Raw genomic sequence first — 15,975 nt, 5'->3', positions numbered from 1 at the left:
ATTTAGTGATTTTTGTCGGTTTATAATATATGTTTTATTTTGATATCTTCTATTAAAAAGTTCAATTTCAGAAATATAAATGAAGAAAGTGATGAAAAGTGAAAAGTGAATGCTGAATAAGTGAATTTTTTAGCCTTTTTTAGATAAAAATCTTACCGGCTTTTATCAATAGAATTGGGCTTTAGCCCATTTAAAATATTTAGACGGAAGTTAAAAAATGATCTCTCACAGATGGTAAAGGTTATACAGATGTATCTTAATCATCTGTAAAAACTATGCTGGCTTGTGATTGAGAATAAAATTGCCTCAATCTGCGAGACTCAATAGATTAACAGTTCCCTTAAATGTTGTATATTTAAATAGATATAAAACCAATGTTGTATGAAAATCTTTTCTAAACTGATGCTTGTGGTCTGTTTTATCTGTAGCATCATTACCCAGGCCCAGCAGAATTATCCACAGAATTATTTCCGGAATCCGTTGAATATTCCCATGCAGCTGGCTGCCAATTTTGGAGCAGTAAGAGGAAACCATTTTCATATGGGATTAGATCTGCGGACCAACAGCCGGGAAAATTTACCGGTGGTGGCAGCCGCAGACGGCTATGTAAGCCGGATAAAAGTGGAGCGGTACGGATTTGGAAATGCAGTATATATTACGCATCCCAATGGATATACAACGGTATATGCCCATTTAAACAAATATTTCGATCAACTGGATGACTATGTAAAAGAAAGACAGTACAAGGACGAAAAATGGGAACAGGATATTGCTTTTCAGCCGGGGCAGTTTCCTGTGACAAAGGGGCAATTAATTGCCTTGAGCGGAAATACGGGAGGTTCTGCAGGACCGCATTTACATTTTGAAATACGGGATACCCGGACAGAAGAATGTCTCAATCCGCTATTGTTCGGCTTTGCTATTCCGGATAATATTGCGCCGGCCATCAGCGGCCTTTATTGGTATGACCGCCGTTTCAGTACCTATGAACCGGGAGCCAACGGAATTGCTGTCAAAAAAACAGGCAGCGGCTATACCACAGATATTGTAAGGGTCAGTTCACCCATGATAAGCTTTGCCATTAAAGCTGTGGATAAAGCCAATCAGGGATTTAATCTTGGAATTTATCATGCCGAATTATTGATGGATGGAAAAATGATCTATGGTTTTACTATTGATAAAGTGAGCTATGATGATACGCGCTATCTGAATGGTTGCATTGATTATACCAAATTCATCAGAGATAAAATGAGTATTCAGCATTTGTCTGCGCTGCCGGGAATGAAACTGCAGAATTACAGCGTTCCTCATTTATCAGGAATAATCAATCTTCAGGATGAAGACATTCACAATATTGAAATTGTTTTAAAAGATGTAAAAGGAAACACCGGCAGACTGACAACGAAAGTTCAGCTCAATCAAACGGCAGATCAGGTTTCTCCTACAGCTAAAACCGTAATGCCTGATGAAGAAAAGTCGGTTACCACCGAAAATGCAGCAATTGATTTTAGTAAATATGCTGTCTACGATGCTGTGAATTTTAAGGCCTATGAAAAGCCGGATGCTGATGTCAATGTGGTTTCCAATGCTATTGTACTGCATAATCCCTATGTTCCAATTCATGACAGCTATACGTTGAAAATAAAACCCAACAGAAAATTAACCAGCGAAGAAAAAGATAAAGTGATCATCTTGCTTGATTATGGAAGTGATACAGAGGCTGTAAAGGGAAAATGGAATGGTGACCGTGCAGAAGGGCAGTTCAACAGATTGGGAACAGTAAAATTAATTGCAGATGGCAGTCTGCCCTCTGTTTCTCCGGGATGGAAAGAGGGAGCAACAGTCAACAGCAGTACTTTACGGCTGAAAGGAACGGTAAAAGTTGGTGATATCGTTTTATTCAGGGCAGAACTGGATGGAAAGTGGCTTCGCTTTGCCCATGTGAAGGATGACTTTGTTTATACTTTTGATGAGAAATGTCCACAAGGCTCAGGAGAACATACTTTAAAAGTAATGACCGTGAATACGGCGGGAAATACCAATACGCAGACTTTTACTTTTCAGAGGTAAATGATAGTGCGGAGGAATAATCTTTTAATCTTTCAGTCTTTTAATTTTAATTAAATAAATTTGTGTTCTAAAATTAAATCATTGGAATTCTATCCACCCATCGAAAGATCAGACATTCAGGAAATCAAAAAGTTTCAGGAGGAAAAACTTCAGGAGCTGCTGGTTTATCTTGAAAAGAACTCGCCCTTTTATCAGAAGTTATTCAAAGAAAATAAGATCAGTAGTAAAGAGGTTCAGACTTTAGATGATCTCCGGAAAATTCCTACCACGACAAAAAATGATTTGCAGCAGTTTAATCATGACTTTTTCTGTATTCCTCCGGATAAAATTGTAGATTATAGTACCACTTCAGGAACTTTAGGAGATCCGGTCACTTTCGGGCTGTCTGACCATGATTTGGAGAGACTGGCTTATAATGAAGCGATCTCCTTTGTATGTGCCGGAATTCAGAAAGGAGATGTGGTACAGATGATCACCACTATTGATAAACGTTTTATGGCAGGTCTTGCTTATTTTCTCGGGTTAAGGAAAATGGGGGCGAGCGTGGTGAGAATGGGCCCCGGGATTCCTGAGCTGCAATGGGATTCTATTTTCAGATATAAACCGAAATACCTGATCACGGTTCCGTCTTTTTTGCTGAAAATGATTGATTATGCAGAAAAACATGGGCTGGATTATCAGAATTCAAGTGTTTATGGAGCTGTGTGTATTGGAGAAAGTATCAAGAATCAGGATTTTACAGATAATATTCTTTCGCAGAAGATCAAAGAGAAATGGGATATTAAGCTCTTCTCCACCTATGCTTCCACTGAGATGAGTACCGCTTTTACAGAGTGTGAGTTTCAGATCGGAGGGCATCACCATCCAGAGCTGATCATTACAGAGATTCTGGATGATAACGGAGATCCTGTGGAAGAGGGTGAAAGCGGTGAACTTACCATTACGACTTTAGGGGTGGAAGCGATTCCGCTGCTGAGATTTAAGACCGGAGATATTGTGAAAGCTCATCATGAACCATGCCGATGTGGAAGGAATACGATGAGATTAGGACCTGTGATCGGAAGAAAGCAGCAGATGATCAAGTACAAAGGAACAACACTGTATCCGCCGGCAATGAATGATATTCTGAATGATTTTAATACGATCCAGTGTTATCAGATTGTAATTCAGGCTAATGAAATCGGATTGGATGAAATCCTGATCAGGCTCAGCACACAGGAAGAAAATGAAACCTTTGTGAACGAAGTCAGGGATCATTTCCGTGCAAAACTGAGAGTAAGCCCTAAAATTGAAATCATAGATTTTGATATTTTATCAAAAACAGTTTACAATCCTAACAGCAGAAAACCGATTACCTTTATTGATTTGAGATAAAGAAATTGAAATAAAAACAAAAACGGTCTGAATTCAGACCGTTTTTTTATTGTTGATTTTGTTGTTCCTGTTTTTCCTGCTTGATGAGGTTCGCCAGATTTTTAACGACGGTATCATGTTTTCTTACAAAAGGATTATCCTTATTCCAGACATATCCTGCCAGTACGGCGCATATTTTTTTCTTAACGTCCGGATTTTCAGGCTGGTGGAAGAATAATTCCTGAAGATTTCCGGTATACCATTCTTTTACATAGGTAGTGAAAACATCTACGCCATATAGGATATAATCCGTATACTCTGTCTGCCAGTTGATCTTCTCTCCATTCAGCTGTCTTAAGGCCAGTTTTGCAGCAAGCATACCTGACTCTGTAGCAAAGGCCATCCCCGAGGAAAAAACCGGGTCAAGGAATTCAGAAGCATTCCCTGTTAAGGCAAATCCATCTCCGAATAAGCTTTTTACAGAACAGGAATAATCTTTAAGATGTCTCGGTTCAAAGAGAAAGTCTATATTACCAAAACGTTGTACATAATAATCAGAAAGAGAAATTGCTTTTCTTAAAGCTTCGGCAGTATCCCCGTTTTCAGTAAGTTTTTCAATATAATCAGTTGGTCCAACGATTCCCAGACTTGTATTTCCGTTGGAAAAAGGAATTACCCAGAGCCATACCTCCGTTTCAATGATATCAAAGGAAATCAGTGTTCCTTCCGTTCCCGGCTCTCTGTTAATATCCTTTACATGAGAGAAAATAGCAGAATGAGGAGATAGTTTTGAAGGCTTTTCAAGATCTAAGAGACGAGGTAAAACCCTTCCGTAGCCACTTGAGTCAATCACAAACCTGGCATGGATTTCCTTGGTTTCGCCTTCTTTATTTCTTACGGTTGTTATTGAATCTGTCCCTTCGAATTTGATATCGATCACTTCGGTCTCAAATTCAAGATCAATACCTTTATTAATGACTTCCTGAGCCAGTGTATTATCAAAATCAGCCCTCGGAACCTGCCAGGTCCAATCCCAGCCTTCTCCGAATTTATCACTGAAATCAAAGATGCAGACCTCTTCTCCGCGAAGAAAACGGGCCCCCAGTTTTTTTTCAAAGCCCATTTTATCCAGTGCTGGAAAAAGTCCGGCTTCATCAAAGTGATCCATTACCCTTGGAATTAAACTTTCTCCGATTACCAGTCTTGGAAACTTTGTCTTTTCGACCACTTTTACGTTGACATTATTCTTCTTTAGGTACGAAGAAGATACGCATCCGGAAGGTCCAGCCCCGATTACAAGAACGTCAACAAATTCTTTGCTCATCTTTGATTTTTTATTTTAATAATAACTTTTATCTTTGCCGCAAAATTAGTGACAAATAATTAATATTTTACAAAATTATCAACTATTACTTTTGATTAATGAAAATAAATAACTTTTTAGAGCTGAAAGACTTTCAAAAAATTATCATTGGGAATGAAAAAATAGAACTGGATCAATCACTTTTATCAAAAGTAGATGAAAGTTTTCAGTTTCTAAAGAAATTTTCAAAAAATAAAGTAATATATGGAGTGAATACCGGTTTTGGACCGATGGCCCAGTTCAAAATCAGTGATGAGGACACTCACCAGCTTCAGTATAATCTGATCAGAAGCCATTCTTCGGGAATCGGGAATCCTTTGCCTGCAGAGGAGGTGAAAGCTTGTATGCTGGCAAGGCTGAATACTTTATCATTGGGAAATTCCGGCGTGCACCATTCTGTTATTTATCTTCTTCAGGAACTGATCAACCGAGATATTACTCCATTAATTTTTGAACATGGGGGAGTAGGAGCGAGTGGGGACCTGGTTCAGCTGGCACATCTGGCTTTAGTGCTGATCGGAGAAGGAGAAGTATTTTATAAAGGAGAAAGAAAGTCTACAAAAGAAATTTTTGAAATAGAAGGACTGGAACCCATAAAAGTGGAGATCCGTGAAGGGATTGCCCTGATGAACGGGACTTCTGTAATGTCAGGGATCGGGATTGTAAATGCTTATAAAGCAGAGCAGTTAATGGAGATTTCTATTAAACTTTCGTGTGCGATCAATGAAATCGTTCAGGCTTATGATGATCATTTGTCAGAAGCGTTAAACGGGACAAAAAAACATTATGGCCAGCAGAAAGTGGCTGAAAGAATGCGTGCCCACCTGGCTGACAGCAAACTGATCAGAAAGAGAGCAGATCACCTGTATACCCACTTTGAAGAACAGGAAAAAGTATTTAAAGATAAAGTTCAGGAATATTACTCTTTAAGATGTGTGCCGCAGATTTTAGGGCCGGTATTAGATACCTTGGAATATACAGAGAAAGTTCTTGAAAATGAGATCAATTCTGCCAATGACAATCCGATCATCAATGTGGAAGACCAGCATGTATACCACGGCGGAAATTTCCATGGAGACTATATCTCTCTGGAAATGGACAAACTTAAAATTGTAGTCACCAAGCTGACTATGCTTGCTGAGAGACAGTTGAACTATCTTTTGAATGCGAAAATCAACGAAATCTTGCCTCCTTTTGTAAATTTGGGTAAATTAGGTTTCAATTTCGGGATGCAGGGGGTACAGTTTACGGCGACTTCTACCACAGCGGAAAGCCAGATGCTGTCGAATTCTATGTATGTTCACAGTATTCCTAATAATAATGATAATCAGGATATCGTAAGTATGGGGACCAATGCTGCGGTGATCTGCAGAAAGGTTATTGAAAATGCTTTTGAAGTACTGGCTATAGAAGCGATTACGATTGTTCAGGCTATTGAATACCTTGGCTTCCATAATAAAGTTTCATCCTCTACAAAAGAGCTTTATGACGAAATCAGAAAAATTATTCCTGCATTTTCAGATGATATGGTCATGTACCCGTATTTAGAGGAAGTGAAGAAATATTTAAAGACCATGTAATTATCAGCGGGAATGAATGGTCTATCCATAATAAGCTAACTTTAAAAAAACTAAAAACGAAATAAACACTAACGCATGAAATGTGCAATTGTAACAGGAGGCTCCAGAGGAATCGGGAGAGCAGTCTGTATAAAACTGGCAGAAGAAAAAAACTATCATATACTGATCAACTATGCTTCCAATGAAGCAGCAGCTAAAGAAACTTTGGCAAAAGTCGAAGAACTGGGGGCCACCGGAGAAATTCTTAAATTTGATGTTGGAAATGCAGAAGAGACCCAGGAAGTTCTTACAGCATGGCAGGAGAAAAATCCTGCTGCGGTGGTGGAAGTGATTGTTAATAATGCCGGAATCACCAGAGACGGTTTGTTTATGTGGATGCAGAGAGAAGATTGGAACAGTGTCATTAATACAAGTTTAAATGGCTTTTTTAATGTGACCAACTTCTTTATCCAAAAACTGCTTCGCAATAAATACGGAAGAATCATCAACATGGTTTCGGTTTCGGGGGTAAAAGGTACGGCCGGCCAGACGAATTATTCTGCGGCAAAAGGAGCCTTGGTGGGAGCTACAAAAGCTTTGGCCCAGGAAGTCGCCAAAAGAAATGTCACAGTGAATGCGGTGGCTCCGGGTTTTATTAAAACAGATATGACCCAGGAGTTTAATGAAGAAGAACTGAAGGCAATGATTCCTGCAAACAGGTTTGGAGAAGCAGAAGAAGTAGCGGATCTTGTGGTATTTTTAGCTTCCAGAAAAGCCTCATACATTACAGGAGAAGTGATTAATATTAACGGAGGAATTTATTCATAAGATGGAAAATAGGGTTGTGATTACCGGGATGGGAATTTATTCCTGCATCGGGACGTCTTTAGAAGAGGTCAGGGAATCCCTATATCAAGGAAAATCCGGTATTGTTTTAGACGAAGACAGAAAGAAATTCGGTTTCAGATCAGGACTTACAGGCGTTGTTCCTAAACCGGATCTTAAGAATCTGCTCAACAGGCGCCAGCGTGTAAGCATGGGAGAAGAAAGTGAATATGCTTATCTTGCTACTATTGACGCATTGAAGCAGGCCTGTCTTGATGAGTCTTTTTTAGATGCCCATGAAGTGGGGATTCTATATGGAAATGACAGTGTTTCCCAGGCAGTGGTAGAATCTATCGATATTGCCAGGGAAAAGAAAGATACAACATTGATGGGGTCGGGGGCGATCTTTAAATCCATGAACTCAACGGTAACGATGAACCTTTCTACTATTTTTAAATTGAAAGGCATTAATCTTACGATCAGTGCGGCCTGCGCAAGTGGTTCACATTCTCTTGGGCTTGCTTACATGATGATCAAGAACGGGTTTCAGGAGATGATCATCTGTGGCGGAGCTCAGGAAACGAATAAATATTCCATGGCCAGTTTCGATGGCTTGGGCGTGTTCTCAGCGAGAGAAGACGAGCCTGCAAAGGCTTCAAGACCTTTTGATGCTGAGAGAGACGGCCTGATTCCAAGTGGAGGGGCTGCCTCCCTGATTGTAGAAAGCCTAGAATCTGCCCAAAGAAGAGGTGTTCCGGTGATTGCTGAAATTATAGGCTATGGATTCTCTTCGAACGGAGGCCATATTTCAACACCGAATGTCGACGGGCCGGCTTTAGCGATGGACAGAGCTTTGAAACAGTCTGGTCTGAAGGCTTCAGATATTGATTATATTAATGCCCACGCCACTTCCACTCCCATCGGGGATGCCAATGAAGCAAAAGCGATTTATGAGATTTTTGGAAGCGAAGTTCCGGTAAGTTCTACCAAATCTATGACCGGGCATGAGTGCTGGATGGCCGGTGCGAGTGAAGTTATCTACTCTATTCTGATGATGCAGAATGATTTTGTTGCCCCCAATATTAATCTGGAAAATCCTGATAATGAGGCGCAAAAGATAAATTTAGTCTCCAAAACAAAAAATCAAAAAATTGATGTATTTTTGTCGAATTCTTTTGGTTTTGGGGGCACCAATTCTGCATTAATAGTTAAAAAATTTGATTAAAAACATGGAAAGGGAAAAAATAGTAGCCATTGTTAATGATTTTTTGGTAAATGAATTCGAGGTAGATGGAGACGAGATCAGCAATGATGCGAACCTTAAAAGTACATTAGGCTTAGACAGCCTTGATTATATTGACATGGTCGTAGTGATCGAATCTAATTTCGGAGTAAAATTAGGAGAAGCAGATTTCAAAAAAATGGTGACATTTGATGATTTCTACACCACAATTGAGAATAAGATTACTGAAAAAAATGCTTAACTGCTTACTATTGAGTAAATCTTTATCCTTTAAAATGTACCAATGTAATACTAAGGCAGTGTACCAATGCTGCTCCTGTTCAATGTCATAACAGTTACATTGGTATCCTGTTTCATGGGTAAATTATAAGTATGAATAAATGGAAAGGTAAGTCTAAGGGAACGGTATCAGGATATATGATATTCGTTTGGTGTATTAGAAATATCGGAATCAAGAGTTCGTACTTTGTCCTTTACTTTGTTGCTGCTTATTACTTTCTGTTCCAGAAAAAGAGCAACCGATATATTCTTTATTATTTCCGGAAAAGACTGAATTATGGATACTGGAAGGCCAGACGTTCCATATTTAACAGTTATTTTACTTTTGGGAAAGTTCTGATTGACAAAACGGCGATTTCTGCCGGAATGAGAGAACAATACACCTATGAATTTGACGGTATTGAAAATCTCAGAAATCTTTTAGCCGCTAAAAAAGGGGGTGTTCTGATCAGTGCCCACATCGGTAATTTTGAAATTGCAGAGCATTTTTTTGCAGATATTGATTTTGACTGTCAAATCAACCTGGTGACTACAGATCAGGAAGTGACGGTTATTAAAGAATATCTGGAAAGTGTGGCTGTGAAACGGAGCAATATTAAGTTTATCTACGTCAAAGACGATATGTCGCATATTTTTGAGATCAACCAGGCTTTGTCAAATAATGAATTGATCTGTTTTACCGGGGACCGCTATTTCGAAGGATCAAAATACCTTGAAGCAGAACTGCTTGGGAAAAGTGCAAAATTTCCGGCAGGTCCCTTTCTTATCGCTTCCAGGCTGGGAGTGCCTGTGGTATACGTTTATGTGATGAAGGAAAATAATCTTCATTACCACTTGTATGCAAGAGTAGCCCAGCATATTAAAAACCGGGATTCTCAGGGACTTTTGAATTCTTATGTCCAAAATCTTGAAACTATGGTCAGAAAATATCCGCTTCAGTGGTTTAATTATTTCGATTTTTGGGATGATATTGATTAATTTTTCTATTTTTATCACTGAAAACTAACAAAAAACTCAAAACCATTAGATTAAAATTAGGATTCATACATTTGATTCTGTCTTTTACGTCTGCATCAGAATGGTCATCGCCGTATGAACAGTTGGATGTTGCCACAGCGAAGACCGGCTTCTGTCGATAAACAATCCTGGTTTCTAAATAAAAAACACATTCTCCTTGAAGAAAGAATTTGACATACTTGTAATCGGCAGCGGATTGGGAGGACTTGTTTCGGCTCTTATTTTGGCGAAAGAAGGCCTGAAAGTGTGTGTACTGGAGAAGAATAACCAATATGGCGGAAATCTGCAGACCTTTTCACGGGATAAACTTATTTTTGATACCGGAGTCCACTATTTGGGCGGCCTTTCAAAAGGGCAGAATTTAAACCGTTTTTTTTCCTATCTGGAAATCATGGATGAGCTGGAACTTCAGAAGATGGATGAAGATGGCTATGACCGGATTTCATTTGGTGATGATGGTATTGAATATCCGCATGCACAAGGGTACCGGAATTTTGTAGAACAGCTTTCCGCTTATTTTCCACAGGAAAAAGAAAATCTTGAAAATTACTGTGAAGAAATCCAATATGTGTGCAGCCAGTTTCCAAGGTATAATGTGGTAGGAAAGGAAAATTATAATGAAGAGATTTTACATTTAAATACCAAAAGGTTTATAGAATCGGTGACCCCGGATAAAAAACTTCAGTCGGTTTTACTGGGCTCAAACTTTCTGTATGCCGGAGATTCTGAAAATGTTCCTTTCTACGTTCATGCATTAACGGTTAATTCCTATATTCAGAGTGCTTACAAATGTGTAAAAGGAGGAAGTCAGATCTCTAAACTGCTGATCAGAAAGCTTCGTCAATACGGTGCGGAAGTCCATAAACATGCTGAAGTCTCAGCGTTTGTTTTTAACGAAAACAATACCCTGACCTCGGTAAAAACCGTTTCCGGAAAAGAATATGCGGCCAGGCAGTTTATTTCCAATATTGAGATCCGTTCCACCATTAAATTAATTGGCGAAGAAAGATTAAAGAAATCCTTTTTAAATAGGGTTTTAAGCTGGAAACCCGTATCCTCATGCTTCAGTGTTTACCTGATTCTGAAACCGCACAGCCTGCCGAATTTTAATTATAACAAGTACCATTATGCGTCGGAGGAACAGGTTTGGAATGCTTTCCGTTATCAAAAGGAAGCGTGGCCGGAAATGTATATGCTTTCCTCAACGCCCTCAAAGCATCATCCTGAGTTTGCAGAAAGCCTGACCGCAATTTCCTATATGGATTTTGAGGAGGTTCAGGAATGGGAAAATACTTTTAATACAGTAGCTGAAGCACATGAAAGAGGGGAGCTATATGAAAGATTTAAGTTGGAAAAGACAGAGAAAATGGTCGATGCCTTAGAAAAGAAAATCCCCAATCTCAGACATGCCATCAAAAAAATATATACTTCATCACCTCTGTCGTACCGGGATTATATCGGCAGTTTTGAAGGCAATATGTACGGTTATATGAAAAGCTCGGACAATCCTCTTAAAACGATGGTTTCTCCACGGACTAAAATTGACAATCTGTTTCTGACAGGTCAATCTGTAAACATGCATGGGATCCTGGGGGTGACAATCGGCGCGTTCAATACCTGTGCTGAAATTGTAGGAAAAGAAATTATTGACAGCCGCCTGGCGAAAATGACTTAATAAAAACCAACGTGAAAAAAACTAATACCTGCCTTTTATTCTTTCAGCGATTTATTTTTTATCTTTTTTCCTTCATTTTTATTTCGTGTGGGATCTCAAAATCTGTTCATCATCTTCCCGATGTAAAATCCTATTCACTGGAGATCCCGAAAGTGAATAGAATCAATGATACTACTTTCAGCTATAATCACAACTTTCTCACCAAAAATAAACAGCAGATCTGGGAGCTTTATATCAAAGGAAATCCTCTGCAACTGGGATATAATAATGGAGCATTGACTCAAAACCTCATGCAGCAGCAGGAGAAAATTTTCTTTTCAAAGGTAGAAGGCTTTGTTCCGTCCAAATTCAAGCAGAGGCTGCTGAGAGGCTTTTTAAAATGGTATAACAGAAAAATGTATCTGAATGTCAGAGAAGACTATCAGGCGGAGCTATACGGATTATCACAGTATTCATCAGACCGGTATGATTTTATTGCGCCGAAATATTTAAGAAATCTTTACCTGCACGGAGCCCATGATATAGGCCATGCCCTACAGGATCTGGCCATGGTAGGCTGCTCATCTTTAGCGGTCTGGAATGAAAATACAGAAGACGGTGACCTGTTGATCGGAAGGAATTTTGACTTTTATGTAGGAGATGATTTTGCCAAAAATAAGCTCGTGGAATTTGTAGAACCGGAAACGGGGATTCCCTATATGTCGGTAAGTTGGCCTGGAATGATCGGAGTCGTTTCCGGAATGAATAAAGAAGGCATTACAGTAACGATCAATGCTGGAAAATCAAAAATCCCTATGACGGCGAAAACGCCTATTTCTCTTGTGACCAGAGAGATTTTACAGTATGCAAAGAACATTGATGAGGCGGTTGCCATTGTTAAAAAGAGAGAAGTTTTTGTATCAGAATCTATCCTGGTAGGAAGTGCACAGGATAAAAATGCAGTGCTTATCGAGGTATCTCCTAAAAACTTTGGCGTATACAGAGTGCAGAATACAAGTAAGGTGATCTGTACCAATCACTTTCAGTCTGATGCTTATAAAGATGATGTAAGAAATCAAAAACATATTGAAGAAAGCCATTCGGAATACCGTTATGAAAAGCTTCAGGAACTTTTACAGGAAAATGAGAAATTAAATCCTGAAAAAATGGCTTCCATTTTAAGGGACAGATCCGGATTGAAGGGTAAAAAGATCGGCTATGGAAATGAAAAAGCATTAAATCAGCTTCTGGCCCATCATGCGGTTATATTTTCACCTCAGAAAAGACGGGTATGGGTTTCTGCCAATCCTTATCAGCTGGGTGAATTTGTGTGCTATGATTTGAATGAAATATTTTCAGAACAAGGCCTGCAAAGGAATGGTTTTTCTACATCAAAACTGAATATTGCCAAAGACCCTTTTATGAATTCCCGGGAGTTTAAGGACTATGAGGAATACAGACAGATCAATATAAAAATAAGTGATGCTATTCATCATCATGAAGCTCTTACCGATGATTTTCTTACGTATTATCTTTCTTTAAATCCTGATTTTTGGAAAGGATATTATACGGTGGGGAAGTATTATTTTTCCAGAAAAGAATTTTCGAAAGCGAAGTTTCAGTTTGAAAAGGCGTTAACGAAGGAAATTACTACAGTTCCGGACCAAAAAAATGTTGAAAAATACCTTAAGAGAACCTATAAAAAAATCAACAATTAATATAAAATAACAATTACGGAAAAATAGAGTGCAAAGAGATTGCTTAATGTGATATTTTTTAGGATTTTGATAATATTATTTTGAATGAAATTTTAACTTGTGTGTTTAAAAATAACCCTTTTATTAAAACGGTATAATTATTTTTACTTTTAATATGATAATTATGTAACAAATTAGTGAATAATACTACTAACTGTTAAAATAATTATATTAATATTTCTTAAAAGTAATACGCATGAAAAAAATTCGACTTAGTGTTAAGGTTTTACTGCTTTGTTCTTTTTTTAGCTTTGGAGCGATCTCTGCTCAAAAGTATGAACAGGTAATAAAAGATTATATTAATTCAGAAAAAGGATTACCGCAAAGAACAGATGCTCAGCTGAAAACATTTAAAGTAATCAATGTAGATCCCTCAGCAAGTTTGAAAGGCGATGTTGTAGGGATACAGCAAACCATTAATGGAATTCCTGTATTTGGGAGTTCAGCGAATGTTCTGATAAGAGAAGGAAAAGTATTAAGCTTTGCAAATACTTTTGTTACGGCAATTCCTGCCGGTATTAAGGGAAGTGAAAGCTCTATGAAAAACAGCTTTGTGGCCAATGCCACCAAAAAGTTTAATGGGCTGCCTACCGTTAAAAACAGTGAGGGTAAAGAGGAGCCGGTAAAAACAAATGTTGTCTATTTTGCAAAAGACGGAGCGTTAACTTTGGGGTATCAGTTCTATATTGAAGAGAAGAATACCAGCAATGTATGGAATCTTATCGTAAGTACAGATGATGGTTCTGTTTTATATCAGGAAAATACGACACTTTCGTGCGACTTTCATTCAGACAAACATGAGCAGCTGCCTTTAGCTTTGCCTCAGTCTGATCTGGATATTTATTCTTCCTTATTTTCCCATACGGTACAGGCTTCAGCTCAGCAAAAAGGGGCTAACTTTTTATTAGCGCCGGATAATGCATCTTATAATGTATTTGCGTTCCCGGTAGAAGCTCCTACATTTGGAAGCAGAACGCTGCTTACCAATCCTTGGGATCTGACGGCTTCTCCTGAAGGATGGCATTCTGACGGAACGAATTCCTATACCATCACAAGAGGAAACAATGCGTTTGCCTATACCGATGAAAACAGCACAAATGTTGCACAGTTTTCTCCTGACGGAGGAGCTGCGAGAGCTTTCAATTTTCCATTGGATGTAACTTTAAATCAACAGACCTACACTTCTGCAGCAGTGACCAATTTATTTTATGTCACCAATAAAATGCATGATGTATTTTATAAATTCGGATTTACAGAGTCAGCAAGAAATTATCAAACGAACAATTTTGGAAAAGGAGGAACGGGTAATGATCCTGTCTTGGCTGAAGCAAGAGACGGCGGAGGTTTGAATAATGCCAACTTCAATCCGGGAGCGGACGGAACCAGCGGAAGAATGCAAATGTATCTTTTCGTTCCGAACGGAGTCAGATACCTTTTCTATAATTCACCTACCAACTATACTACCAGGACTCCTGCAACGACAACCGCCAACTTTGGGCCGCAGCTGCTCAATATTGCACCGGTAACAGGAGATTTAGCCCTTTCCACACCGGCTGATGCCTGTACAGCAGTAACTGCGGGAAGCCTCACAGGAAAAATTGCGGTGGTATCAGCTGCAGGATGTAATTTTTCGGTTAAAACAAAGAATCTTCAGAATGCAGGAGCTGTAGGAGTTATTCAATACCACCCAAGCAGTGATCAGCCTGCAGGTCTTGGAGGAACGGATAATACGATTACCATTCCTACAATTATGGTGGGTAAAACAGAAGGGTTATTTTTAGTCAATGATCTGACTAACGGTATTGTAGGAAATGCCACACTAAAATCGAGCGAAGTATATAAAGATGGAAGTTTGGATAATGGTATTATCAGCCATGAATACGGACATGGAATTTCTAACCGTCTTACAGGGACAGGAAGCTCTTGTTTATCGTATTTCACTTCCAACGAGCAAATGGGAGAAGGATGGTCTGATTTCTTTGCTTTAATGATGACTACAAAGCCGGGAGACAATGCTTCTTTAGCGAGAGGAATAGGAACTTTTGCTTCCGGGGAAACCACTACCGGAGAAGGAATAAGACCTGCAAAATATTCACCTGATTTTGCGATCAACAGCTATACATACGGTAGAACCAACGGAATGAAGATCAGTACGAGTATCTCCGGAATCGCGATTACCGTTCCTGATGTTCACAGTATCGGATTTATATGGGCTTCAATGCTTTGGGATCTTAACTGGAAATATGTAGAAAAGTACGGATACAGCAGTAATGTTTTAGCTGATCCTGCCAGTGGAAGCGCTAGGGTTCTTCAGCTGGTAATGGATGCTCTTAAATTACAGCAGTGTAATCCTACTTTTGCACAGGGAAGGGATGCGATTCTTGCAGCAGAGATGGCCACTACAAACGGAGAAAACAAATGTATGATCTGGAATGTATTTGCGAGAAGAGGGTTAGGGGTAAATGCCGCCGCCGGGGCCCTTAACGGCTTAGCTATTGGTGCTAACCAGCCTTTACCGGAGATGAGTGACCAGGTTGAAGATTTCACTGTTCCTGCTGAATGTAACACATTGGCCGTAAAAGAAGCGGCAAGCTCTAAAGGAATTTCCATCTATCCAAACCCTGTAAAGAACCAGTTTACAATCAAAACGCCTACAGGAATGGACCTTTCAGGGATCACTACCGTGTCAATCTATGACTTTACAGGTAAGCTGATGTCTACAGACAGAATCAATCTGAATAAGCAAAATACAGTAAATGTTGACAAACTGATCAACGGTGTATATATCGTTAAGATCAGCAACAGCGTGATTGATTATTCCCAAAAGATTATTGTTTCAAAATAATACATTAAAT

11 protein-coding genes are annotated in these 15,975 nt (G+C 39.1%); 10 read left to right on the top strand and 1 reads right to left on the bottom strand.

Annotated features, from left to right (window positions below):
• The first annotated feature begins 381 nt into the window (after positions 1-381).
• Entirely contained in the window at positions 382-2,070 is a 1,689-nt protein-coding gene (locus MUW56_RS08665) for a M23 family metallopeptidase (protein WP_292012808.1), read from the top strand.
• 81 nt (positions 2,071-2,151) lie between these two features.
• Complete coding sequence (locus tag MUW56_RS08660; RefSeq protein WP_292012807.1) at positions 2,152-3,444, top strand: phenylacetate--CoA ligase family protein; 1,293 nt, start codon at positions 2,152-2,154, stop codon at positions 3,442-3,444.
• 46 nt (positions 3,445-3,490) lie between these two features.
• On the opposite strand, the gene MUW56_RS08655 is transcribed toward MUW56_RS08660, so the two are convergent.
• The gene (locus MUW56_RS08655) at positions 3,491-4,747 is read right to left on the bottom strand and encodes an NAD(P)/FAD-dependent oxidoreductase (protein ID WP_292012806.1); all 1,257 of its coding nucleotides are present in this window, start codon (positions 4,745-4,747) and stop codon (positions 3,491-3,493) included.
• 98 nt (positions 4,748-4,845) lie between these two features.
• On the opposite strand from MUW56_RS08655, the gene hutH reads away from it, so the two are divergent.
• The 8 genes from hutH (at position 4,846) to MUW56_RS08615 (ending at position 15,965) form a co-directional block, all read left to right on the top strand.
• Entirely contained in the window at positions 4,846-6,366 is a 1,521-nt protein-coding gene (gene hutH, locus MUW56_RS08650; RefSeq protein WP_292012805.1) for a histidine ammonia-lyase, read from the top strand.
• A 75-nt stretch (positions 6,367-6,441) separates the two neighbouring features.
• Positions 6,442-7,173, top strand: coding sequence for a 3-oxoacyl-ACP reductase FabG (gene fabG, locus MUW56_RS08645; RefSeq protein WP_292012804.1), 732 nt, complete (start codon positions 6,442-6,444; stop codon positions 7,171-7,173).
• Position 7,174: 1 nt separating this feature from the next.
• Positions 7,175-8,395, top strand: coding sequence for a beta-ketoacyl synthase (locus tag MUW56_RS08640; RefSeq protein ID WP_292012803.1), 1,221 nt, complete (start codon positions 7,175-7,177; stop codon positions 8,393-8,395).
• Between the two features lie 4 nt (positions 8,396-8,399).
• Positions 8,400-8,654: an acyl carrier protein gene (locus MUW56_RS08635; protein WP_292012802.1), complete on the top strand. Its 255-nt coding sequence runs from the start codon at positions 8,400-8,402 to the stop codon at positions 8,652-8,654.
• Positions 8,655-8,785: 131 nt separating this feature from the next.
• Positions 8,786-9,670, top strand: a complete 885-nt coding sequence (locus tag MUW56_RS08630; RefSeq protein WP_292012801.1) for a lipid A biosynthesis acyltransferase — start codon at positions 8,786-8,788, stop codon at positions 9,668-9,670.
• A gap of 196 nt (positions 9,671-9,866) precedes the next feature.
• Positions 9,867-11,384, top strand: coding sequence for an NAD(P)/FAD-dependent oxidoreductase (locus tag MUW56_RS08625; protein ID WP_292012800.1), 1,518 nt, complete (start codon positions 9,867-9,869; stop codon positions 11,382-11,384).
• 53 nt (positions 11,385-11,437) lie between these two features.
• A complete protein-coding gene (locus MUW56_RS08620) occupies positions 11,438-13,081 on the top strand; it encodes a C45 family peptidase (protein WP_292015394.1) in 1,644 nt (547 codons plus the stop codon).
• 235 nt (positions 13,082-13,316) lie between these two features.
• Complete coding sequence (locus tag MUW56_RS08615) at positions 13,317-15,965, top strand: T9SS-dependent M36 family metallopeptidase (protein WP_292012799.1); 2,649 nt, start codon at positions 13,317-13,319, stop codon at positions 15,963-15,965.
• Positions 15,966-15,975 lie beyond the last annotated feature (10 nt).

Origin of the sequence: Chryseobacterium sp., assembly GCF_022869225.1 — a bacterium.
GTDB lineage: Bacteria > Bacteroidota > Bacteroidia > Flavobacteriales > Weeksellaceae > Chryseobacterium.
This window is presented reverse-complemented; position numbering and strand designations above follow the sequence as displayed.

Bases quoted from the DNA above. Each gene is read 5' to 3' on its own strand.
- MUW56_RS08640 (WP_292012803.1), top strand. From the start codon at position 7,175: ATGGAAAATAGGGTTGTGATTACCGGGATGGGAATTTATTCCTGCATC.
- MUW56_RS08665 (WP_292012808.1), top strand. From the start codon at position 382: ATGAAAATCTTTTCTAAACTGATGCTTGTGGTCTGTTTTATCTGTAGC.
- hutH (WP_292012805.1), top strand. From the start codon at position 4,846: ATGAAAATAAATAACTTTTTAGAGCTGAAAGACTTTCAAAAAATTATC.
- fabG (WP_292012804.1), top strand. From the start codon at position 6,442: ATGAAATGTGCAATTGTAACAGGAGGCTCCAGAGGAATCGGGAGAGCA.
- MUW56_RS08630 (WP_292012801.1), top strand. From the start codon at position 8,786: ATGAATAAATGGAAAGGTAAGTCTAAGGGAACGGTATCAGGATATATG.
- MUW56_RS08655 (WP_292012806.1), bottom strand. From the start codon at position 4,747: ATGAGCAAAGAATTTGTTGACGTTCTTGTAATCGGGGCTGGACCTTCC.
- MUW56_RS08615 (WP_292012799.1), top strand. From the start codon at position 13,317: ATGAAAAAAATTCGACTTAGTGTTAAGGTTTTACTGCTTTGTTCTTTT.
- MUW56_RS08635 (WP_292012802.1), top strand. From the start codon at position 8,400: ATGGAAAGGGAAAAAATAGTAGCCATTGTTAATGATTTTTTGGTAAAT.